Source organism: Sphingomonas anseongensis, assembly GCF_023516495.1.
Lineage (GTDB): Bacteria > Pseudomonadota > Alphaproteobacteria > Sphingomonadales > Sphingomonadaceae > Sphingomicrobium > Sphingomicrobium anseongensis.
Genome location: NZ_JAMGBC010000001.1, coordinates 1,320,914 through 1,342,085 on the forward strand (window position 1 = coordinate 1,320,914; position 21,172 = coordinate 1,342,085).

General features: G+C 64.1%; 22 protein-coding genes and 1 tRNA gene. 8 read left to right on the top strand and 15 right to left on the bottom strand.

The genetic code is table 11. The features are described 5' to 3' along the window. Positions 1-22: 22 nt before the first annotated feature. The 5 genes from LZ519_RS06830 to LZ519_RS06850 form a co-directional block, all read right to left on the bottom strand. Positions 23-922: an outer membrane protein assembly factor BamD gene (locus tag LZ519_RS06830; RefSeq protein ID WP_249867953.1), complete on the bottom strand. Its 900-nt coding sequence runs from the start codon at positions 920-922 to the stop codon at positions 23-25. Positions 923-998: 76 nt separating this feature from the next. Then, positions 999-1,949 carry a protein translocase subunit SecF gene (gene secF, locus LZ519_RS06835; protein WP_249867954.1) on the bottom strand — a complete coding sequence of 317 codons (951 nt, stop codon included), beginning with the start codon at positions 1,947-1,949 and terminating at the stop codon, positions 999-1,001. 10 nt (positions 1,950-1,959) lie between these two features. Further along, complete coding sequence (secD, locus tag LZ519_RS06840; RefSeq protein ID WP_249867955.1) at positions 1,960-3,552, bottom strand: protein translocase subunit SecD; 1,593 nt, start codon at positions 3,550-3,552, stop codon at positions 1,960-1,962. Positions 3,553-3,562: 10 nt separating this feature from the next. Continuing rightward, on the bottom strand, positions 3,563-3,910 hold the full coding sequence (gene yajC / locus LZ519_RS06845; protein ID WP_249867956.1) for a preprotein translocase subunit YajC: 348 nt from the start codon (positions 3,908-3,910) through the stop codon (positions 3,563-3,565). Between the two features lie 28 nt (positions 3,911-3,938). Further along, positions 3,939-4,015, bottom strand: a tRNA-Pro gene (locus tag LZ519_RS06850). A 41-nt stretch (positions 4,016-4,056) separates the two neighbouring features. Here LZ519_RS06850 and LZ519_RS06855 point away from each other — a divergent pair. Then, a complete protein-coding gene (locus LZ519_RS06855; protein ID WP_249867957.1) occupies positions 4,057-4,773 on the top strand; it encodes a TIGR02117 family protein in 717 nt (238 codons plus the stop codon). Here LZ519_RS06855 and hslU read toward each other — a convergent pair. The 9 genes from hslU to LZ519_RS06900 form a co-directional block, all read right to left on the bottom strand. Beyond that, on the bottom strand, positions 4,754-6,052 hold the full coding sequence (hslU, locus tag LZ519_RS06860) for an ATP-dependent protease ATPase subunit HslU (RefSeq protein ID WP_249868881.1): 1,299 nt from the start codon (positions 6,050-6,052) through the stop codon (positions 4,754-4,756). The two genes, LZ519_RS06855 and hslU, sit on opposite strands and share 20 nt — an antisense overlap. 82 nt (positions 6,053-6,134) lie before the next feature. Next, entirely contained in the window at positions 6,135-6,674 is a 540-nt protein-coding gene (hslV, locus tag LZ519_RS06865) for an ATP-dependent protease subunit HslV (protein ID WP_249867958.1), read from the bottom strand. 50 nt (positions 6,675-6,724) lie between these two features. Next, on the bottom strand, positions 6,725-7,282 hold the full coding sequence (locus tag LZ519_RS06870) for a TMEM175 family protein (RefSeq protein WP_249867959.1): 558 nt from the start codon (positions 7,280-7,282) through the stop codon (positions 6,725-6,727). An 11-nt stretch (positions 7,283-7,293) separates the two neighbouring features. Next, complete coding sequence (locus LZ519_RS06875; protein ID WP_249867960.1) at positions 7,294-8,412, bottom strand: serine hydrolase domain-containing protein; 1,119 nt, start codon at positions 8,410-8,412, stop codon at positions 7,294-7,296. A gap of 80 nt (positions 8,413-8,492) precedes the next feature. After that, a complete protein-coding gene (locus tag LZ519_RS06880; protein ID WP_249867961.1) occupies positions 8,493-8,900 on the bottom strand; it encodes a holin family protein in 408 nt (135 codons plus the stop codon). Positions 8,901-8,961: 61 nt separating this feature from the next. Beyond that, positions 8,962-9,504 carry a glycoside hydrolase family 108 protein gene (locus LZ519_RS06885; protein ID WP_249867962.1) on the bottom strand — a complete coding sequence of 181 codons (543 nt, stop codon included), beginning with the start codon at positions 9,502-9,504 and terminating at the stop codon, positions 8,962-8,964. 82 nt (positions 9,505-9,586) lie between these two features. Continuing rightward, entirely contained in the window at positions 9,587-10,267 is a 681-nt protein-coding gene (locus LZ519_RS06890; RefSeq protein WP_249867963.1) for an RNA polymerase sigma factor, read from the bottom strand. Beyond that, on the bottom strand, positions 10,264-10,587 hold the full coding sequence (locus LZ519_RS06895; protein ID WP_249867964.1) for a cupredoxin domain-containing protein: 324 nt from the start codon (positions 10,585-10,587) through the stop codon (positions 10,264-10,266). Before LZ519_RS06895 ends, LZ519_RS06890 begins: the two co-directional genes overlap by 4 nt. 11 nt (positions 10,588-10,598) lie before the next feature. Continuing rightward, a complete protein-coding gene (locus tag LZ519_RS06900; protein WP_249867965.1) occupies positions 10,599-11,120 on the bottom strand; it encodes a DUF4142 domain-containing protein in 522 nt (173 codons plus the stop codon). Positions 11,121-11,206: 86 nt separating this feature from the next. On the opposite strand from LZ519_RS06900, the gene LZ519_RS06905 reads away from it, so the two are divergent. Beyond that, positions 11,207-12,514 carry a M20/M25/M40 family metallo-hydrolase gene (locus LZ519_RS06905; RefSeq protein WP_249868882.1) on the top strand — a complete coding sequence of 436 codons (1,308 nt, stop codon included), beginning with the start codon at positions 11,207-11,209 and terminating at the stop codon, positions 12,512-12,514. Here LZ519_RS06905 and LZ519_RS06910 read toward each other — a convergent pair. Further along, positions 12,511-13,797: a L,D-transpeptidase family protein gene (locus LZ519_RS06910; protein ID WP_249867966.1), complete on the bottom strand. Its 1,287-nt coding sequence runs from the start codon at positions 13,795-13,797 to the stop codon at positions 12,511-12,513. The two genes, LZ519_RS06905 and LZ519_RS06910, sit on opposite strands and share 4 nt — an antisense overlap. Before the next feature lie 256 nt (positions 13,798-14,053). Here LZ519_RS06910 and LZ519_RS06915 point away from each other — a divergent pair, with 256 nt between their 5' ends. The 6 genes from LZ519_RS06915 to LZ519_RS06940 all read left to right on the top strand — a co-directional run bounded on the left by LZ519_RS06915 (position 14,054) and on the right by LZ519_RS06940 (position 21,170). Beyond that, positions 14,054-15,913 (top strand): autotransporter domain-containing protein, encoded by a 1,860-nt coding sequence (locus LZ519_RS06915; protein WP_249867967.1) that lies wholly within the window; start codon positions 14,054-14,056, stop codon positions 15,911-15,913. A gap of 80 nt (positions 15,914-15,993) precedes the next feature. Beyond that, positions 15,994-16,449, top strand: a complete 456-nt coding sequence (locus LZ519_RS06920; protein WP_249867968.1) for a hypothetical protein — start codon at positions 15,994-15,996, stop codon at positions 16,447-16,449. A gap of 148 nt (positions 16,450-16,597) precedes the next feature. Then, entirely contained in the window at positions 16,598-18,079 is a 1,482-nt protein-coding gene (locus LZ519_RS06925; RefSeq protein ID WP_249867969.1) for an amino acid adenylation domain-containing protein, read from the top strand. A gap of 27 nt (positions 18,080-18,106) precedes the next feature. Further along, positions 18,107-18,361 (top strand): acyl carrier protein, encoded by a 255-nt coding sequence (locus LZ519_RS06930; RefSeq protein ID WP_249867970.1) that lies wholly within the window; start codon positions 18,107-18,109, stop codon positions 18,359-18,361. Beyond that, on the top strand, positions 18,351-18,962 hold the full coding sequence (locus LZ519_RS06935) for a GNAT family N-acetyltransferase (RefSeq protein WP_249867971.1): 612 nt from the start codon (positions 18,351-18,353) through the stop codon (positions 18,960-18,962). The genes LZ519_RS06930 and LZ519_RS06935 overlap by 11 nt, the downstream gene beginning before the upstream one ends. 6 nt (positions 18,963-18,968) lie before the next feature. Next, positions 18,969-21,170, top strand: a complete 2,202-nt coding sequence (locus LZ519_RS06940; RefSeq protein ID WP_249867972.1) for a hypothetical protein — start codon at positions 18,969-18,971, stop codon at positions 21,168-21,170. Positions 21,171-21,172: the final 2 nt, after the last annotated feature.

Sequence of the window (21,172 nt, forward strand, 5' to 3'; positions counted from 1 at the left end):
TAGCCGGCGGTCGCGGCGGCGATCATCCCTGAGGCTGCGCCTGTGGCTGCTCCGGCGTTTCGGCCGGCGGTTGCTCCACCGGCTGCGCCGGCGGAAGCTGGGCGGCAGCCGGCCGCGGCTCAGAGCGCACCTGCGCCTGAAGTGCCTGCGGCGGCGGGTGACGCTGGATCAGGTCGTACGACCGCTTGTACCATTTGCTGCCGGGATAATTGGCGCCGAGAACGGCTGCCGCCTTCTGCGCTTCCTGCGGAATTCCGAGCGCGAGATAGGTCTCGACCATCCGCTCCAGAGCCTCGGGCGTGTGGCTAGTGGTCTGGAAATCCTCGACGACCTTGCGGAACCTCAGGTTCGCGGCGAGCCAGTGGCCGGACCGTTCGTAGAAGCGCCCGACCTCCATCTCTTTGCCAGCGAGATGGTCGTTGAGAAGGTCCATCCGAAGCCGCGCGTCGGAGGCGTAGCGGCTCTCCGGATAGCGCCTTACGAGCTCCCCGAAGGAGTCCAGCGCAAGCTGCGTATTGCGCTGCTCGCGGGTCACGTCGTTGACCTGCTGATAATAGCTCATCGCGATCAGATAGTGCGCGTAGGGTGCGTCCTTGTTACCCGGGTGGATCGTCAGGAAACGCTGGGCCGAGTTGATCGCGTCGGGATATTTCTCGGCCACGTAATAGCTGAATGCGCTCATCATCTGGGCCCGCCTGGCCCACACCGAATAGGGGTGCTGGCGCTCGACTTCGTCGAACAGCTTGGCTGCAAGCTCGTAATCGCCCTGGTCCAGGCGCTTCTTCGCGAGAGCGTAGAGCGTGTTGACGTCGCGGGCGACGTAGCCCGCATCGCCCTTCACGCGATTCTTCGCGCAACCGCTCACCGGGAGCACGAGTGCGGCCGCAAGAAGCACCGCCGCAATCCGAGTCATGTTCGACATGCAATCCTCATTAGCGTGGCCTTTGGGTCAGGCAAGCGTAGGTGAGCAGCCAGAAGGCGAACCTCGGCTGAACGGATCAGCCGTTCTGAGGCGCTGCTCCGTCGGCCGTTTCCGTCTTGACGAAGCTGTCGGGTGTGACCCCCAGCCAGACGAGGACCGGAGTGGAGACGTAGATGGACGAATAAGTGCCGACCACTACGCCCAGGAAGATGGCGAGGGAAAGGCCGAAGATGACCTCCGGGCCGATCGCCATCAGCACGGCGAGCGCGATCAGGACGGTCAGCGAGGTGACCACGGTTCGCGCCAGCGTTTCGTTGAGCGACAGGTTCAGAAGCGGAAGGATCGCCATCTTTCGATATTTCCGCAGATTCTCGCGAATCCGGTCGTAGATGACGACCGTGTCGTTCAACGAATAGCCGACCACCGTCAGGAAGGCGGCGACGACGTTGAGGTCGACTTGCAACCGGGTGAAAGCGAAGAAGCCGAGCGTCATCGCGATGTCGTGGGCGAGGGTTATGAGGGCGCCGATCCCGAACTGCCATTCGAACCGCATCCAGATGTATATCGCGATCCCGAGCATCGCGAAGATGATCGCCATCGCGCCATTCTGGGCGAGCTCCTCGCTCACCTTCCCGGACACCGATTCCACCGAATCGATCCGTGCCCCCGGATAGGAGGACGTCACCATCGTCTTCACTCGGGTGGCCGCCACGTTCGCTGCAGCGTCGCCCCCGGACGCCTTCGGAAGCCGGATCTGGTAGGTCTTGGGCCCGCCGAATTCCTGGATGCTCGACTCTCCCAACTGGAGGCCGTCCACCCGGGACCGCAACTGCTCGACGTTGATTGGCTGCGCGAAGCTCACCCGGATCATCTGACCGCCGACGAAGTCGACGCCCATGTTGAGCCCGCGATAGGCCGTGTAGGCCAGTGACAGGATCGTCATCAGCGTCGAAACCACGACGGCGACGTTGCGCCACCGCATGAAGTCGACGTTCGTGTGATCCGGGACCAGCTTTAGAAGGCGCATAGTCGAAGCCTCAAATCGGGAGCGTCTTCGGGCGCTTGTGGCGTAGCCATTGCGCGACAAGCATCCGGGTGAAGAAAACGGCGGTGAACACCGAGGTGACGACGCCGATGAGGAGAACGACCGCGAATCCGCGGACAGGGCCCGATCCGAAATAGGCCATCAGCGCCGCGGAGATCACGTGGGTGACGTTCGCGTCGTAAATCGCGCGCATCGCCTCCTGGTAACCGGTATCGACCGCGTCGACGACCTTTCGACCGCGCCGGTGCTCCTCGCGTATTCGCTCGTTGATCAGGACGTTCGCGTCGACGGCGGCGCCGATCGTCAGCACGAAGCCGGCGATTCCAGGAAGAGTCAGGGTCGCGTTGAAGATTGCCATGATCCCGAGGATCAGGAAGCCGTTCACGATGAGCGCGATGTTCGCATAGACGCCGAACCGCCCGTAGGTGACCAGCATGAACAGGATGACGCCGGCGATGCCGATCAGGCTGGCGACCACCCCTTTATGGATCGAGTCCGCACCAAGGTCCGGACCGACCGAGCGCTCCTCGATCACGTTGAGTTTCACCGGAAGCTTGCCCGATGCGAGCGAGATCGCCAGCTCATTGGCGCTTTCGACGGTGAACCCGCCGCTGATCTGCGCGCTTCCGCCAAGGATCGGCTCGTTGATGTTCGGAGCCGACAGCACCTTGTCGTCGAGAATAATCGCGAAGGGCTTATTGACGTTCTCCTGGGTCACTCGCCCGAATCGCCGCGCTCCGTCGGCGTCGAACTTGATCTCGACGACCGGCCGGCCGTCCTGATCGAAGCCCTGCCGGGCATTCTCGAGCTGGTCGCCGGAAACGATCACCCGGCGCTTGAGCGCGATGAAGCTTCCGCCCTCGGCCATGGGAAGCACCTGGCTTCCCGCTGGCGCATGTCCCTGCTGCACCTGCGCGGGGTCGGCCGAAAGGTCGACGAGCTTGAATTCGAGGCGAGCGGTCTGCCCGATCAGCCGCTTGAGCTCCTCGGGATTTTCGACGCCAGGCACCTGTACCAAGATCCGGTCATTGCCTTCGGTGATGACCGTGATTTCCTTGGTTCCGCCCGGATCGATGCGGCGGCGGACGACGTCGCGGGCGACGCTCATTGCGTTCTTGAGAGACTGGTCGGTCCCGGACTTGGTCGGGGTCAGGACGATTCGGTTGAGGTCGACGACCCCTACATCCCAGTCGCGTGTTCCGGTCAGGCCGACGCCCTGGGTTACCGCGCGCATCCGTTCGACCGCGGCATCGACCTGCGTCGGATCGGTGACGAGAAACGACACTCGCCCGCCGCTGGTGGAGACGTCGGAGATTCCGATTCGCGGCTCGCCCCGGCCCATCTCGCTGCTGACCGTGTCCTCCATTGTCTGGAGGCGCTGCTTGGTCAGGTCCTGGAGATCCGCTTCGAGAAGAAGATGGCTTCCGCCCGCGAGATCGAGGCCGAGGCTGATCGTCGAGTGCGGAAGGAAAGACGGCCAAAGGTGGCGCGAACTGGGCGGGATGAGGCTGGGAATCGAGAATAGGATCCCGAGCAGCACCAGCCCCCAGATCGAAAGCACCTTCCAGCGGGGAAAATCGAGCACCGCCTACGCCCTAGTCGTTCGCGGGCTTGGCTTTGGGCTTGACCACCTGGGTCAGCGTGGACTTGACCGCCCGGACCCTGACGCCCTGGGCGATCTCGACCTCGACCTCGGTGTCCGACACCTTCACGACCCGGCCGATGAGCCCGCCGCCGGTGACGACGTCGTCGCCCTTCTTGACTGCGGCGATCTCGTTCTGGTGCTCCTTCGCCCGCCTCTGCTGAGGGCGGATCAGAAGCACGTAGAAGATCACGAAAATCAGGATCCACGGAAGGATTCCGACCAGCATCGCCGAAGCGCCTCCGGCCTGTGGAGCGGAAGCCGCTGCGGCTGTCGATATCAGTATGGGTTGTATGGACATTCTCGGAGGAAAGCTTTCCTTGAAAGGATGGTCGGGGCGACTGGATTCGAACCAGCGACCTCCACACCCCCAGTGTGATGCGCTACCAGGCTGCGCTACGCCCCGACTGCCGTTGTTGTGACGGTGACGCGCATCTAGGCAGGGGCATGAGCGAACGCAAGCGCAAGCGGCGACACCGGTCGAAGCGGACGACGGTCACGGGGCGAATCCTGACCGCGCTGCTGGCTATCCCGGCCGCCTATATGCTCGCAGCGCTGATTGGCTCCTTCGTTCCGCTGAATCGGGGGTGGGCCGAGCCCGAGCACGGAATCACCATCTACCTCGCCGACAATGGCCTCCACAGCGACATCATTATGCCGGCGCGCGCCGCAGGGCTCGACTGGTCGACAGTCCTTCGCCGGAGCGACGCGGCCGCGGCTCCTGCCGATGCGGGCTGGGTCGCGTTCGGATCGGGCGAGGAGCGGGTCTACCTACAGACGCCGACCTGGTGGGACATCCGGCCCGCTACAATCTGGGCGGTGCTGACCGGAAGCCGGCGGGTGCTCCACGTCGAGTGGATTGACGACCCCTCCTACGCCGAGCGGCAGATTCGCCTGCGGCCCGAGGAATATCGCCGGCTGTGGGCAGCGCTCCGCGCCGACTTCCGGCTTGACGACGAAGGCAGGCCGGTGCGGATCGACCACCCGGGCTACGATTGCTGCGATTCTTTCTACTGGGCCGGCGGCGGCTTCAACGCGCTCACCACCTGCAATGCCTGGACCGCCGACAAGCTTCGCCTCGCGGGCGTGAAGACCAGCCTTTGGCCGCCCTTCGTCCCGGGGCTGCTGTGGAGATATCGCAAAGTTACAGAACGTAGCGGCTGAGGTCGGCGTTCTTCGCGATTCCGGCGAGCTGGGCGTCAACGAAGGCGGCGTCGATCGTCAGCGTCTCGCCCTTGCGGTCCTCGGCCGAGAAGCTGACGTCCTCGAGCAATTTCTCCATCACCGTCTGAAGCCGCCGCGCGCCGATATTCTCCACCGCGTCGTTCACTTCAGCGGCGATGCGCGCGAGACCGGCGATACCGTCCTCGGTGAAGTCGATCGTGACCTCCTCGGTTCCGAGCAGCGCCTTGTACTGCTCGGTCAGGCTTGCGCGGGTCTGCGACAGGATGCGGACGAAATCCTCTTCCGTCAGCGCCTTGAGCTCAACCCGAATCGGGAGTCGCCCCTGGAGCTCCGGCAGAAGGTCGGCGGGCTTGGCGATGTGGAAGGCGCCGGAAGCGATGAAGAGGATGTGGTCGGTCTTCAGCGGCCCATATTTGGTGGCGACCGTCGTGCCCTCGATCAACGGAAGGAGGTCGCGCTGGACTCCCTCGCGGCTGATCGATCCGCCGCGTACGTCGCTGACCGCGATCTTGTCGATCTCGTCGAGGAAGACGATTCCGTTGGCTTCGGCATCCGCCAGAGCGACCCGGTTGATGTCGTCGGGATCGACGCGCTTGTCCGCCTCTTCCTCGGTAAGCCGAGCGAAGGCGTCCGGAACCTTTAGCTTGCGGCGGGTGCGCTGGCCGCCGCCCATCGCCTTGCCCATCAGCGACTTCAGGTCGAACACCTGGGCGCCCATTCCGGGAATTTCGAACGGAGCTGCGGGCGTGTCTTCGACCTCGATCTCGACTTCGGCTTTTTCGAGGCTTCCTTCCTCGAATCGCTGGCGGAAGCTGTCGCGGGTCGCAGTGCTCGATCCCTTGCCGGTCAGCGCATCGAGAAGCCTGTCCATCGCCGCATCCTCTGCGGCCTTGCGGACCTTCTCGCGCCGCCTCTCACGCTCCAGCCGCACCGCTTCCTCGACGAGGTCGCGGGCGATCTGCTCGACGTCGCGGCCGACATAGCCGACCTCGGTGAACTTGGTTGCCTCGACCTTCACAAACGGAGCGTCCGCGAGCCGTGCAAGGCGGCGGCTGATCTCGGTCTTTCCGCAGCCGGTCGGCCCGATCATCAGAATGTTCTTGGGAGTGACCTCTTCGCGAAGCTCGGGGCTGAGCTGCTGCCGCCGCCAGCGATTGCGAAGGGCGACCGCGACCGCCTTCTTCGCGTCGTCCTGGCCGACGATATGCTCGTCGAGAGCCGCGACGATCGCCTTGGGCGTCAGCTTGTCCTTGAGCATGTCGGCCGCCCCGCCTTCGGCTATTGGAGCCTGGTAATTCATGATGAGTAGATTGGAGCGGCGCACCCGCCCTTCAAGCGCGTCACTTACCGACCGTCTCGATCGTCAGCTGGTCGTTGGTGAAGACGCAGACCTCCGCGGCGATCGCCATCGCCCGGCGGGCGAGCTTCTCGGGGTCCGGCTCGTACTCGGTCAGAGCCCGCGCGGCCGCGAGCGCATAATTGCCGCCCGACCCGATCGCGGCAACGCCGCCTTCGGGCTCGAGGACATCGCCGTTGCCGGTCAGGATCAGCATCGAATCCTTGTCGGCGACGATCATCATCGCCTCCAGGTTGCGAAGATATTTGTCCATCCGCCAGTCCTTGGCGAGCTCGACAGCAGCGCGCAGGAGCTGCCCGTGAAATTGCTCGAGCTTGCCTTCCAGCCGCTCGAACAGGGTGAATGCATCCGCGGTCGCTCCGGCGAAGCCGCCGATCACGGCTCCGTCCTCGCCCAGCCTGCGGACTTTCTTGGCGTTGGGCTTGATGACCGTGTTGCCCAGCGACACCTGCCCGTCGCCGGCGATGACGGTCTTTCCGTCCTTCTTCACGCCGAGGATCGTCGTTCCGTGCCAGCTGTCCATTTCGTCTCCAGTTCAGTCGTTGACGTGGAGGTGGGACGCGCTTTCGCCTCTTACAAGCGGCGCTCGAAGCGACGGTCAGGCAACAGCCACATGATCGCGACCGCGACATAAAGCGCCACCGAAACGTAGGGCGACAGCAGGAACGCGCTCGCCAGCCCCGCTGCATAGAGAGCGAGGCTCAGCCATTCCTTGCGCTCGGAGCCGAGCGCGGCCGCGATAGAGGACTGTTCGCCTTCGACGGCCATCAGCGCCTTTTCGAGGATAAGGTAGAACAGCGCCGCCATGAACAGGACGACCCCGAACGCGGCCACCGGCAACGTTGTCACTCCGCCCTCGCCCACCCAGCGAATCACGAACGGGAACAGGCTGAGCCAGAACAGCAGGCCGAGATTGGACCAGAGCACAGCCCCGTCCACCCGCTTCGCCGACTGCAGCATGTGATGGTGGTTGTTCCAGTAGAGGCCGAGGTAGACGAACGAGAGCACGTAAGTGCCGAACAGCGGAAGCTCGGGCTTCAGCGCTGCAAGCCCTGTTCCTTCGGGTACGCGCAGCTCGAGCACCATTAGGGTGATGACAATGGCGAACACCGCATCGGTGAACGCGGCCATCCGCTCCGGTTTCATCGTGTCGGACGGGTCGCGGACGGCGCGATGTGCGCCGCAGGTTTGAGCACAAGTTGGAGAACCGGCTTCACTTCCGGTTCGCCGTTGTTCCCGACGAAATAGATGCGGACGTCGTTCGCCGGAAACCAGCAGAGATATGAGAAGAAAGTCCCGTCGGAACCGGCGTGCCCCATCCGGTAGAGCGATCCGTCGTCATTGTATCGAAAGGCGAAGCCGAATCCTTCGCGGACCTCGCCGGACTGCCCCGGAACCGGTGCCATGATCAACTTGCGCGCTTCGGCCGGCAAACCGCCATCGACGACACCGTCGATGAAGCGGACCATCGCTTTCGACGAAGCCTGGATTCCGCCGTTGCCCCGAAGCGCCCAGTCGTTACCGCCGAGCTTGGCGATCGACTGCGCAATCACCGGCTGCTTGGCGTTCTTCAGATAGCCGTGGGCGAACAGCTCGTCGGGCTGGCCGCGGAAATAAAAGCCGATGTCCTTCATGCCGAGCGGATACCAGACGCGCTCGCGAACCGCCTCCTCCCAATTCTTCCCGGTCACTCGCTGGATGATCAGCGCGAGCGTGGAGTAGCCCATGTTGGAGTAATTATCCTCGCCCGGCGCGTGCGCCAGCGGACGCGCAAGGCAGTCGCCAACCAGCATCGCCTCCGACTGCTCGGCGAAATCGTCGGTGCAGCTGTCGAGTAGCCCCGAGCTGTGCGAGACAAGCTGCGCGACGGTCCGTGAGCGGCCCGGCTCCCGCGCCTCGGGAACGAACTTCGAAACCGGGTCGGACAGCGATACCCTGCCCTCCGCGACCAAGGTCGCCAGCGCTGCAGCCGTCTGGCTCTTCGTGATCGAGCCGATCTGCGCGACCGTGTCGGGAGTGAAGGGCACCTTCCGCTCGCGGTCGGCGAATCCGTAGCCCTTGGCCAGAAGCATCTTACCGCCCTGCTCGATGACCACGGCGCCGCCGAAGCCCTTCGCGGCCGCTTCGGTCATCTGCCGGTCGATCTCCGCCACCGCCTGTTGGGCGTCGATCGGTGCCGCTTCAGCCGGAGCGGCAACCGCCGCCGGCGGAAACGCCGAAGCTGCCGCGACGAGCGCGAGAGCGAGGATGTGTTTCTTCATCCCGATGGTCTGCGACGCCGCGCCAGCCCTTGCAAGCTCCCCGCAGCTGCGCCGGCGGCCTGCTCGTTATGAGGGGACGGTCAGGCGCCTTTGACCTTCTGCCACGTCCGCGCTGCCGTATAGCCGAGGTAGCCGGTGCCGAAGAGCGTGTAGAGCTCGTCCGGAAGGCCGCGCAGATAGCTGGTCATCCCGCTACCGATCGCGCTCGCAACGTCGGGCTTGGCGGCGGCGATCAGGCCCATCGGGATCGACCAAAGGATGAGGGCGTACATCACGTAGAGAAAGCTCGGCCGGGCCCTGCTCGTCCATGGATCCGGCGACTGTGCTTCGGCGACGATTGCCTGCATCTGGGTGGCGATTGCAGAAGCTTCCTGGTCGCCCTGGAGCTTCAGCAGCTCGAGCTTGGCGCGGTCGCGCGCCTGCGGATCGGGAATAATACGGTCGAGAAGCTTGGAAACGGGTCCGATGATTGCATCGAGCAAAGCCATTGCTGGATTTCTCCTAGGGAAGTTGACGGATCTGAGGTTTGGTGTGTTTGATGACAGGTTGTTAACCAATACGGTTTGCCAACCACCCGTAGAGGAAGGCCTCGTTGGCCGGACGGCGCTCGGCGAGGCGGATGTACCGCTCGCCCTGAAGCGCATCGAGCGCTCGAAGGAGCACGCTTTCGCCGGTCGTTTTGCCGCGTAGCTGGAGAAAGGTGTCGAGCGCTGCCAGGGTCGCCGCGCCGATACGCCCGTCCGGGACCAGGTCCGCATAATCCTTGCGATCGCGATTGAGCGCCGACAGCGCGCGCTGGAGGAATGTAGCCGCGACCGCAGGGCCCATGTTGGCGCCTGTGTCGAACAGCTCGGCGGCCACCGCCCCCGACCTTTTGGCCACTTGGTCGAAGCGCGGCCTCAGCCAGTAGAGCCGCTTGTAAATCGCCGCGGCTTCGTCGCGCGGAAGATCGCGCATGGCGCCCGCATAGCCGTGGGCCCGTGCCACCGCCTCGGTGATCCCATATTTGGTCGGCCCGCCGCGGTCGGACGGGTGGTTCGCATATCCGCCCTCGCGCTCGATCAGCGCATCAATCAGGTCGTCAATTTCCACGAAGCAGCTCCTCCCGGTTGCCGAGTCGAGCTGCTATGAACCAAATTGGTTCGCTGTAGGAAAGTTGTTCGTGTTCGGCTGGTTAGTCGAGGGCTGCCATCACCCGCTCCGTAAGCGCCGCACAGTCGGCGCCGGCGAAGGGGAAGCTTCCGCACAAGGCGCCTTTGACTTCGGGCGCCAGCGCCTCCTGCAGCTTGGCTCTTGCCCGGTGGAGCCTCGTCTTCACCGTTGCCGGCGGAATAGCGAGCACTTCCGCTGTTTCCTCGATGCTCAGCCCTTCGATCTCGCGGAGCACGAATACCGACCGGAAACCGTCGGACAGGTCGGCGACCGCCCGCTCGATCAGCTTCCGAAGCTGCTCTCGGGCGACGGTCGCATCCGGTGCCGGTTCCGCCGACGCCTGCGCCAGCCGCTCCCTGTAGGTATCGAGCAAGGCCACACCTTCGCTTTCCAGATACTCGCGTTTACGCCGCTGCGACCGGAGCCGTCCGAGCGCCTCGTTGACGACGATCCGGGTCAGCCACGTGCTGAGGGACGACCGCCCTTCAAAGCTATCCATCGCCGCAAAGGCGCTTGCATAGCCGGCCTGGACCGCCTCCTCGGCGTCGCTTCGGTCCTTGAGAATGCTCCACGCCGTTCGGAACAGCCGTTGGTTGTTGGCGGTGATCAGGTGCCGCATCGCCCTGCGGTCGCGGCTCTTGCACAGCCGAGCCAGCTCGACGTCGCCAACTGCCGAATAATCCATATGCGGTTGAGCGCTCATCGAGCCACCTTCAATACACCCTTCATCCCGGGGTGGTATTTGCAGATGAAGGCGAAGGTGCCGTCGCGCTTCATCCTGACCTTCACGACCTTGCCGGCTGGAAGGTCGATATCGAACGCGCCCTTTGCCGTCGCGCTGTGGCGGAACATGTCGCGATTGTCCCAGACGATGATGTCGCCGGCGCGAACCGTCGTCGGAAGCGCTCCGAACTTCATCTTGTCGACCACGATCGTATAGCTGCGTGGAGCCGCTGCCGCAGGGGCTGAAGTCAGCAGCAGGGCCCACGCAGCCGCGGCGAGAACAGGTGAAAGTCGCCGCATAATAAGATCCCTTACTTGAGCGTCGCAGCCAGGTGCTCGGCATGCATCTGGTGCTCGCCGAACAGTGTGAGGCCGGTTTCGAGGAGCGACTTGAGCTGAGCGTTGTCCGCCGACGGGATCAGGGTCGACTTGAGCGCTCCGTTGACCGTCGCGTGGAAGGCGACCTCGTTCTGGACGTAGGCCTTGTCGAAGGCTGCGCCGTTTAGCGCCGCCAACTTCTTCATCTCTTCCGCCGCGCCCTTGTTCAGAGCCTGGCTCGTCGCATTGTCCTCCGGCGTGACCTTCAGCTCCTTGACGAGCGCGAGCGCCTTGTCATTAACCGCCTCATGGTCACGGACCATCTCGCTTGCGAATTCGCGGACCGCAACATTGTGCGACTTGGCCAGCGCCTGCTTCGCCGCGGCGACGTCGATGTTGCCGGCGGTGTAGGCGATGTGCGCGATTTGCGGATCAGAAGGCCCGTCGGCGGCCACGGCAATCCCGCTGAACGCGAGTGCGCCGGCCGCGACGATCGCTGGCAATGCAAATTTCATTCTATCCTCCTTGTGGAGCGTCGGGAGTCCGTGTCGCTCTCGCCCAATTTGATGGCAGCCGCAGTGAAAGGTTCCCGCCAGTGACTTTGCTTCGTTCCCTCTGCCTGGCCGCAGCGGCCGCACTGGCCGCTTTTGCCTCCCCCGCCGCGGCCCAACTCTCGCCCGCCGAGCAGGCGATGATTGGGGCTGTCGATTCAGAGCGTGACCGGACGGTTGCGATGCTCGGGCGCTGGGTCGAGCAGAACAGCGGGACGATGAACTTCGTCGGTGTGCGCTCGGTCGGAGAGATGCTCCGCTCGGAGTTCGAGCCGCTCGGCTTCAAGGTGCGCTGGGAGGAGGAAACCGGCGCGGACCGCGCCGGGCACCTGGTCGCTTACCACAAGGGGCGCGGCAAGAAGCTGCTTCTGATCGCCCATCTCGACACGGTGTTCGAGAAGAGCTCACCGTTCCAGCATTGGGAGGTGAAGGGCGACACCGGCGTCGGCCCGGGATCGAGCGACGACAAAGGCGGCATGGCGGTGATCGTCGCGGCGCTTCGCGCGATGAAGGCGGCCGGAACGCTTCGCAACGCCGACATCACCGTGTTCATGAGCGGCGATGAGGAGGACGCGGGCAACCCCATTTCGATCTCGCGCGCGGCTCTGGTTCGCGAAGGCAAGCGCGCCGACGTCGCGATCGATTTCGAGCCTCTGGCTGTCGACAAGGGCCTCGACATGGGTTCAACCGCTCGCCGAAGCTCGGGAAGCTGGACTCTCACCATCAGCGGAAAGTCTGCGCACTCGAGCGGAATCTTCGCTCCAGGAGTCGGTTACGGTGCGATTTACGAGCTGGCGCGGGTGCTCGACGAGTTCCGCCGTGAGCTTCCCGAACAGAACCTCACCTACAACGTGGGGCTGGTCACGGGCGGCGCCGCTGCGGAGCTCCAGGACGGGGGCCTCACCGGTGAGGCGAGCGGAAAGACCAACATCATCGCCGGCACAGCGATCGCCCGCGGCGACCTTCGGGCGCTGACCCAGGACCAGATCGACCGGACCAAGGCGAAGATGCAGGCGATCGTCGCCCACCCGCTCCCCGGAACCACCTCCGTGCTGAGCTTCGATCCCGGCGACTATCCGCCAATGGCCCCGACGGAGGGCAACCGCGCGATCCTGACCAAGGTCAACACCGTCAACCGCGACATGGGGTTGCCTGAAATGGGCGAGCTTCCGCCCTCGCAGCGCGGGGCAGGCGACATCAGTTTTGTCGCCGCCGACGTGGACTCGCTTGCCGGAATGGGCGCTTCGGGAGACGGCTCGCATGCACCTGGCGAGACGGTGGATATCCCGTCGATCTTCAAGCAGGCGAAGCGGACCGCGATCCTGCTCTCCCGCCTGTCGAAGGAACGCTCCCGCTAGTCGATTGACGCCATCTCCCGCGCCGGGCCGAACATCTGCGGCATCGCCAGAGCGTCGAAGCCGTAGGGGTCGGGCCGGAAGACAATGCCGTTCCCTTTCGACACCACCGTCAGGTAGGTCAGATAGACCGGCACGGGCCGCGGCACCGGGAAAGTTTGCTCGAGCGGGGTGCTGGCCTGCGGGACTCCGCCGAACACCCAGGTGGCGAAACGCTTGTAATCTTCCAACCTGATGCACCCGTTGCTGACCCAGCGGTCGGACTGGCTGAACAGCTCCTTGTGCGGAGTGTCGTGAAGATAGATGCCGTAATCGTTGGGCATCTCGAACTTCATCTCGCCCATCGAATTCCACGGCCCGGGAAGCTGACGGACGAGCACCGTGGGCTTCTGTTTGCCCGATGCGATCGCCTTCCAGTTCACCTTGGCGGGGTCGACCGGGTGGCCGTTGCCGCTCCAGTCGGAAAGCACCTCATAATGGAAGTTCTTCAGGTAGGAGAGGCCGTCCTGCTGAATCCGCTTGGCGGTCAGCGACTTGATCAGCTCTGGAGGTACGTTCCAGTACGGGTTCGCCTTCGCATCGCGGAGGATCACCGCCATCATCGGTGTCTTGGTCTTGGTCGATCCGACGACGACCCGCATCCCGTCCGCGACCCGGTCGCGGTTGAACAGATAGGCCTCGGCAGCGCCGGAATCGACGACTACGTACCGGTCGAACGTGCCCGCGTTCGGGAGGCGGTGGGCGCGCTCCATGTTGATCGCGATTCTGCGAGCGTAATACATTGCGCCGCGGTTGAGAGAGGCGATCGTCCCCCGTCCGGCGATCCCGTCAGCCGGCTCGAGGCCGTGAACGAGCTGGTACGACCTAACGGCTTCTTGAAGCCGCGAGTCGTAGCCGCCGGCCGGTGATAGACCGAGACGGGTTCGAAGAAGCTCCACCCGGCGGCCCGTCGAGCCATGCTTGAGCGTCGGCCCGGCCGGAACCTTGATTTGCGGAAGCCGGCCCCAGGTCGCCTGATATTTCTGCAGCCCCTGCGCGAGGGCGACGAAGACCGGGTTCGGCTGATCGCGGCGTCCGCCCCAATCGAGGCCGATAGTCCTTAGCAGCCAGTTGACCGGCCGCTGATGCCGCTTGGCAACGTTGTTAAGATCCGGGTCGACATAGACGAAGTCGATTCCCTGACGGATCGTGCGTGGTACGGCGATGGGTTCGTCGCCCTGCGGAAAGGCGGCGGCATAGAGCGGCGCCGCTGCTATCAACGCCGAAGCGCCGAGGATGAGTCGCATTTTCTTGTGCATAATTTGCGCCGGGTACCGGCACTCCAGAACGGTTGTTTCTCGCTGAACGCCGCAGTGATGGAATAGTTCGCGTTGCTTCGCGCTGAACGCCTCGTTTGGCCTTTTGTAAGCGAAGCGCCAAACGTCTTCGCGATTGCTGTTTTCCGGGAAGCTGTGGCTTTTGCGCGACTTGCGCCCGCCGCAGCCGCGTCCATAGTCCTCCCTCGGGGGCGTCGCCGTTGCGGCGCCGAGGAGGGTTCACTCTATGTCGTTCCGTCACATTGTCGCGCGGTCGCTGGTCGGCGCCTCGATCGCTGCTTTCGCCGCCTTTGCCACGCCCGCATCCGCGCAGCGGATCAACCACATCGTCGCGTTCGGCGACAGCTATGCGGACGACAACAATATCATTCAGATCCTGCTAGCCAGCCCGTTCGTGGACCAGGCGACGAAGGACCAGCTTCAGCTCGTCTACCCGACCGGCCGCTTCTCGGGCGGCACCAACTACATCGACACGCTGTCGCAGATCCTGAATGCGCCGGTCGACAATTTCGCGCTGGGCGGGGCCAATACCGACAACACGAACGTCAACGGCCCCGGCCTCCCAGGCTTCGTGACCGAATGGAATGCCTTCCTTGCAGGTGGCGGCGTCGGCCCCTTTCCAACGGTCTCTGGAACTCTGGACGAGGGCGACCTCGTGACCCTGTCGATCGGCGGCAACGACGCCCGTTCCTATCAAAAGGGCGGCGGCACGCTGGCAGGCGCACCGACGGCGGCTGCCGGATCTGTCGCTTTCGCCACGGCAGGTATGAATGCGCTGGTCAATGCCGGCGCCCAGAACATCAGCTTTCTTGCGGGAAATACTGCAGTTCTTCCGGAAATCGCCGGCGACCCGAACGCGCAAGCGGTCCGCAATGCCTTTTCCACGACGTTCAACACGAGCATTCAGCCGGTCCTTGCTGGCTATGCCGCGGACGGAGTCACCGTCCACTATCTCGACCTCACCTTGGTCGGTGCGAGGATCAAGGCCGATCCCGCGGCCTATGGGCTGACCAACACCGGTCCCTGCTCCCCCGGACCCCAGTGCATCGGTGATTCCAATTACACGAACCAGTTCCTCTTCTACGTGGATGGATTGCACCTGACCTCCGCCGCCTACGCGATCGTCGCCCATTACGTCGCCACCCAGCTGGAAGCGCCGCTGACCCTTCAGGCGCCGAGCGACCTGGGACTCGATACCGCACGCCAGTTCGGCCGGACCCTGTCCTTCAGGACCGACCTCGGCGGCCGGGCAGCGATGCCGGGCTTCCACACGTTCATCATCGGTGACGCCTTCGCGCGCGACGTTCCCTTCAGCCAGACCAACGATCCTTTCGACATCGACGGTGTCGGGGTCACCGCCGGAGCGGAAGTCGGGCTTGTGGCCGGGGTCGCCGGCGTGGCCGTCAATTATTCGCGGCCCCGGGTCCGCTTCGGAAATGACGCGTTCCGCGAGAACGGCCGAAGCTACCAGATCGGTGCTTATGCAGGCTCCGCTTTCGGGCCGCTCTTCGCCCAGGCGCACGTCGGCTACGGCAAGGACAAGCACAAGCTCAGCCGCACCGGCGTCATCGACAACATGACCGCCAACCCGGACGGAAGCCACGTGCTCGCGGGCGCTAAGGCGGGCTTTGTCATGCCGCTCGGAGGACTGAGCTTTGGGCCGGTGATCGGCGCCGATTATGCCAAAGCGAAGGTTGATGCCTACACCGAGCAGGGCGATGCCGCGCTGACCCTCAACGTGTCCAAGCAGACGTTCGAGGCGCTGACCGCCAATGCCGGCGTCGAAGTCCGCGCGGGCGTCGGAGTGCCGATCGCAGGCTCGATCCACCCCTATGCCTCGGCCCTGCTGGAGAAGGACCTGATCGGCGACGGCCGCACGATCTTTTACTCGCAGACGAGCGCGCCGGTGATCGTCAACCACTTCGAATATCCGGACCGGTCGACCAAGATCTACGGTCGCCTGACCGGGGGTGCCTCTGCCTCGATCCTCGGCGCGGTCGACCTTCAGGGAGCGATTTCGACGACGGTCGGCAAGAAGCAGGGCAATGAAGTGTCGGCCCATCTTGGAGTGCGGATCGGCTTCTGACCGGCGCTTGACTTCAATTTCGTTTCGGAGCCTCCTCCATTCGGCAGCGCGGGGGCGCTGTCGATGGAGGGGGAACAGCAATGGCGACGACTGCTCAAGGGCGGACGCCCGTACATCTGTGGATTGTCGGAATCCTCGCGCTGATCTGGAACGGGATCGGCTGCTACGACTATGTGATGACCCGCATGCGTGACACGCATTATTTCGAAAGCATGATGCCCGGGACCGACCCCAATGAAGTCCTGGCATATATCGACAGCTTCCCGGTGTGGGCGCAGTCCGGCTGGGCCTTTGGTGTCTGGGGAGGCCTCATCGGGTCGATCCTGCTGCTGATGCGCAGTCGGTACGCGGTCTGGGCCTTTGTGCTGTCGCTTATCGGCGCGGTGCTTGGCCTTGGATACCAGATCGCGAATCCGGGTGGCCCCGCAGCCATGCACGAAGGGGCGGGCGCCGTGATGCCCTACATCATCATCGCAATTGCCGCTTTCCTGGCGTGGTACAGCTGGAATGCGCAAAAGAAGGGCGTTCTTCGCTGAGTTGATTTGAGCGGGCGGCGCTAACCCCGCCGCCCGCCACAACATTCCGCCGGGACCGGACCTGTTCGGGGGTAGACGCCTAACTTTCGGCAGGTTAGGCAGCGCCCGCCGCCAAGCGGCGATTTTCCAAGATATTCAGGGCAAGTGCGTGGCGAGTACCGCATCCGGCGTAGACTACGTAAGCAGATTCCTCGAAGCAGCGGCGGCAAATCCACGCGAAACTGCCGTAAAGGCCGGTCGTGAGGAGTTCAGCTACGCCGATTTCGAGCTGCTGGTCCGGCGGTATGCGTCCGCCTTCGACCAAGCCGGCGCGAAGCGTGTCCTGATCGCGCTTGCTCCTGGCGTTGACGTTTATGCCGCAATCCTCGGCTCGGGCCTTGCCGGTTGCACCCACACGCCGCTGAACCTCGCGTCGCCACCAGAAAAGGCTGCGCGTATCGCCGACTTGCTCAAGCCTGAAGTGGTGGTCGGCGGGGATCGGGCGCGGGAGCTGGCCGAAAGCTGCGCCGCTCGACACCTCGATCCGCAGCAGCTTCCGCCAGAGCCTTTCGAAGGAAGTGGGCGGACTACGGACTTGGCGTACATCCTCTTCACGTCTGGAACGACCGGCTTGCCGAAGGGGGTGATGATCCCCCGCGCGGCACTGAACCATTACGTCGACTGGCTTGGCCGCGACCTGGCCTGCCGTCCCGGCGACAGGGTCGCCCAGCATCCGAGCATCGCCTTCGATATCAGCATGACCGATATTTTCGGCGCGCTTTGCTACGGCGCTACGCTCGTTCCCCTAATGAGCGAAGGCGACCGCTTCCTCCCTGCGCGCTTCATTGCCCGCGAGAAGATCACCGTCTGGAACAGCACGCCATCGGTCGTGAGCCTGATCATGCAGGCCGGAGAGGCGGAGGAAAGGTTCCTCAAGTCCGTGCGCCTGTTCAACTTCTGCGGCGAGCCGCTGCTGAAGGATCACCTCGACGCCATTTTCGCGGCGGTGCCCGAAACCCTGGTCCACAATACCTATGGACCGACCGAGGCGACGATCTCGGTAACCAACATGAAGCTTCGGGCCGGAAGCTATGACGACAAGGTGCGCGGCTCCGTGACGATCGGGCCGCCGATCGACGGCATGGAGCTTCACCTCGTCGGCGGATCGAACCCCGATGAAGGGGAGATTGTCATCACCGGCCCACAGCTTGCCGAGGGATATCTCGGCGATCCGGCGAAGACCGCCGAGCGATTTCGGCCGGTGGAAGTGGGTGGAAAGGAGCTTCGCGGCTATTTCACTGGCGATTGGGCGGAGCGCCACGACCGACTCATCTATTTCCGCGAGCGGCTGGATTTCCAGGTGAAGATCCGAGGCCATCGGATTGAGACCGACGAGATCGCGGCGGCAATCCGAGGGTGCGGCTGGCCGATGGTCGTCGTCTTTCCCGATCGCGGCAACGAAGCCCTGGCCGCGGTGGTTGAGCAGGCCGATGGCAAGGCGTTCGATGATTCAGAGCTCAGGCGCAGCCTCCAGTCGAAGCTGGAATCCTATGCGGTTCCGCAGCGGATTCGGCTGATCGACCGGCTGCCCAGGAATGAGAATGACAAGGTGGACCGCCGAGCGACAATCGACTGGTTCAACTCTCAATAAACAGAACGATCTGGAGTTTCCCAATCAATGAAGAGCGACGCGGAAATCCTTTCCGACCTGCAGCCGATATTCGACGACATTTTCGGCGACGAGTCTGTGACCCTTAGCGCCGAAACCACGAGCGATGACGTGGCGACGTGGGATAGCGTCGCGCATGTCAGCCTGATCGTCGGAGTCGAGAAGCAGTTCGACATCATGTTCGACCCGGACGAGATCATGGAAATGGAGAACGTCGGCGCTCTCATCGAAGCGATCCAGACGAAGACGGCCAATGGCGGGTGATGGATTGGCAATCAGCGCGGTTGCCGCGAACGAACCGCCGCTTCTGGGCAACGACGCGCTGAAGTCGGTTCTCGGCGGCATGCTCGCCGCTGCTGTCCCTCACTTCTACGCTCTGCTGCCGCTTGAAAGCAGCCTGCTTCACCGCGCTTTGGGTGATTCAATCGGGACTGCCGGGTCCGAATTCGCCAATGCGTTCATGGCCGGTGATGCGGATAATCCGGCGGGAATCGTCACCTCCCATGCCGCCGAAGGACTGGCGCGGGCGCAGCAGGCGAGCACCCTGATGCTCATGCGCCACGTCGACAGAGGCGACATGACCGCATTTCGCTCCGCGATCGGCAGCTACAGCGAGACGGTCGAGCCGATCGACGGAAGTGGCCAATATCTGTCGCGGGTTGCGGTTGCGCCGCCGGCGCGCGGCAAAGGCGTCGGCCGGGCGTTGGTCGAACGGATCGTCACCCTGGCCGCGGGCGGAGACGTCTGGCTGCACGTGGCGTCCGATAACAGCGCGGCCATCCGGCTGTACGAAAGCCTCGGGTTCGAGTTTGCCTCCGAAGCACCGTTCAGTTCGCGCGCGATGCGGCGCGCCGGAAGGGCATAGGGGCCGATGAACGGCAAGACGACGCGCCTGGTCCGGCCGATCCCGTTCGGCGGCTGCAACCTTCACAATCCCGTACTTCAGGCGTCGCAGGACGGCCGGCTCGACCGGCGCTATCGCGATGCCTCGGCCAGGCGGAACTGGCTGCTGACTTTGTCGCCGCGGGCAATGATCCAGGCGCACGAGTTCCTGACCGGGGCGAAGACAATTCCGGCCGACCTGCAGCGCCTCTACACGGGTGAAGAAGGGTTTTTCGAACCCGCTCCTAACGCGCCGGAGATCCTTGAAGAATGTGACGTCGCGATCATCGAGATCAGCACGCCCTATGAATTCGTCTACCGAGATTTGATCCTCAACGTGAACCGGCTGAGCGAGTTCTTCACCGAATATTGCCAGGCGACCGGGACACCGCAGAGAGGCTTCGAAGCGTGGCGAACCGCGCTGCTGAAGCAGCAGCACGACAAGGCGGCAGAGCTGGGTGCCGCCCTCGAGGAAAGCCTGGTCGAGCCGGAATGGGACGGAATCCACCTTGCCGACCTGATCGGCGGCATTCGCTGCACGGAACTGGGCGTCGACGAAACCACCGACCTTGTCGCCCAGCTTCGTGATCGCATCGGCAAGCCGGTGGGGATGGTCATCCACAACTTCCGCTTCATGCCGGACGGGCGGGCAATTAGCTGGCCCACGAGCTTCAAGCGCGACAGCGTCGAAGTTGCGCAGCGGCTCGGACTCGCGACGCTCGACCTTGCGCCGCGGGTCGTGGAGCATGGCGCGACTTTGGTCGTCGCCGAGGACGGCCGGCACTGGAATCCGGGCACGGGAATGGCGCTGGTCGGGTCGTGGCTTTCCGAATTCGCGGAATCGGTCGCGGGCGGGAGCGCGTCAAATCCAAAGATAGGCGGGACTGCGTCGACAACGGCCGCGGCCATCCAGAAGGCGGCAACCTCGGCACGCGTGCCCGAGTATCGCTTCGACCACGCGAGCGGCGGCTACTTCCCCCTTCGCGAAGACATCATGCCGATGGTCATCGTACTCGGCGACGCGTGGGCGCTTGGCGAAAACGGCGACCCCGAGGAGCGGGCCGTCACCGATCGCCCGCAACATCCGGAACACGCGCTGATGTTCGGTGCCGGCGCAGCGCCGGGAGAAAAGCTCACCGGCGGACTGAAAGCGCTCCACGAAAAGCGGATCGCCCGCCGCACCGAAACCCCCTGCTCCGGCCTCGCGGACGTCATCATGTCGGATTGCGTTGCCCGCTTTGGGGCCAAGCCGAGGATGCTGTTTTCCGCAGTCGGCCACCCGGGTGCGAAACTCGTTTCCGCACCCGGCGGGCAAGGCTTCGCGCGCGGAAGCGAGGTGCACACCAGCCTTCTCAACATCGTCAGCTCGGCGAAGCATCTTGCGGCGGCGGAGGGCCGCGACCTGCAGGTGCTTGCTCTCTGCTTCGCTCAGGCGCGCAACGACGAACCGCCCGAGGGAATGTCTCGGGCGTACTGGAACGCGATCCTGAAATTGCGCGAGCAGTATGAGGCGGACCTGTGCGCGATCACCGGGCAAAGGGACAGGATCCCGCTGCTCCTGGCGCAGCACAATCGCGGCGCCGCGCGGCTTGCAAAATTTCCTTCGACCGCTGCTGCCCAACTGGCTGCCGCCGACACCGATCCGCTCGTCCGATGCATCGGCCCATCTTACCAATTCGAGGCGGAACGGTCCGACGACGCAAAGCCGTGGCGGCTCTCCGCGGATAGCTATCGCCGGCTCGGAAGGCTGTTCGGCAGGTTTATCATGGACGACATTCTAGGGCCCGGCCGGCAACCTCTTCGAGCGATCAGCTGTCGCTTTGCCGGACCCCGGACCATACACCTCAACTATGCGTGTGATATCGCGCTCGACCCGGTTTCGGTGGACGTAAGCGAGCTTGGCCCGGGTCTCGGAATCGACTTTGTCGACCGCGTGAAGCCCAGCGCACGCATCCTGTCCATGCAGATCCCAGCCGACCGTCCAAAGCGGCTGCAAATCGAGCTGGACTCGGAGCCGAGCGGAACTTCGCCAAGCCTCTACGTCGCTGCCCGAAGCAGCGGCAACGGTGGGGTAGGCCGGAGTTCCGGCGCTCGCTGCGCGGTCAGGGCGGCCGCGCCGGTCGAGCAGGACCCGGTCAGCGGCACGCCGATCTATGACTGGGCCTGCACGGAGGTCGTCCCGGTCAGCTGACC

Bases quoted from the DNA above. Each gene is read 5' to 3' on its own strand.
- LZ519_RS06830 (WP_249867953.1), bottom strand. From the start codon at position 922: ATGTCGAACATGACTCGGATTGCGGCGGTGCTTCTTGCGGCCGCACTC.
- secF (WP_249867954.1), bottom strand. From the start codon at position 1,949: ATGCGCCTTCTAAAGCTGGTCCCGGATCACACGAACGTCGACTTCATG.
- yajC (WP_249867956.1), bottom strand. From the start codon at position 3,910: ATGTCCATACAACCCATACTGATATCGACAGCCGCAGCGGCTTCCGCT.
- LZ519_RS06855 (WP_249867957.1), top strand. From the start codon at position 4,057: ATGAGCGAACGCAAGCGCAAGCGGCGACACCGGTCGAAGCGGACGACG.
- hslU (WP_249868881.1), bottom strand. From the start codon at position 6,052: ATGCTCAAGGACAAGCTGACGCCCAAGGCGATCGTCGCGGCTCTCGAC.
- hslV (WP_249867958.1), bottom strand. From the start codon at position 6,674: ATGGACAGCTGGCACGGAACGACGATCCTCGGCGTGAAGAAGGACGGA.
- LZ519_RS06870 (WP_249867959.1), bottom strand. From the start codon at position 7,282: ATGGCCGCGTTCACCGATGCGGTGTTCGCCATTGTCATCACCCTAATG.
- LZ519_RS06875 (WP_249867960.1), bottom strand. From the start codon at position 8,412: ATGAAGAAACACATCCTCGCTCTCGCGCTCGTCGCGGCAGCTTCGGCG.
- LZ519_RS06880 (WP_249867961.1), bottom strand. From the start codon at position 8,900: ATGGCTTTGCTCGATGCAATCATCGGACCCGTTTCCAAGCTTCTCGAC.
- LZ519_RS06890 (WP_249867963.1), bottom strand. From the start codon at position 10,267: ATGAGCGCTCAACCGCATATGGATTATTCGGCAGTTGGCGACGTCGAG.
- LZ519_RS06895 (WP_249867964.1), bottom strand. From the start codon at position 10,587: ATGCGGCGACTTTCACCTGTTCTCGCCGCGGCTGCGTGGGCCCTGCTG.
- LZ519_RS06900 (WP_249867965.1), bottom strand. From the start codon at position 11,120: ATGAAATTTGCATTGCCAGCGATCGTCGCGGCCGGCGCACTCGCGTTC.
- LZ519_RS06910 (WP_249867966.1), bottom strand. From the start codon at position 13,797: ATGCGACTCATCCTCGGCGCTTCGGCGTTGATAGCAGCGGCGCCGCTC.
- LZ519_RS06915 (WP_249867967.1), top strand. From the start codon at position 14,054: ATGTCGTTCCGTCACATTGTCGCGCGGTCGCTGGTCGGCGCCTCGATC.
- LZ519_RS06920 (WP_249867968.1), top strand. From the start codon at position 15,994: ATGGCGACGACTGCTCAAGGGCGGACGCCCGTACATCTGTGGATTGTC.
- LZ519_RS06930 (WP_249867970.1), top strand. From the start codon at position 18,107: ATGAAGAGCGACGCGGAAATCCTTTCCGACCTGCAGCCGATATTCGAC.
- LZ519_RS06935 (WP_249867971.1), top strand. From the start codon at position 18,351: ATGGCGGGTGATGGATTGGCAATCAGCGCGGTTGCCGCGAACGAACCG.
- LZ519_RS06940 (WP_249867972.1), top strand. From the start codon at position 18,969: ATGAACGGCAAGACGACGCGCCTGGTCCGGCCGATCCCGTTCGGCGGC.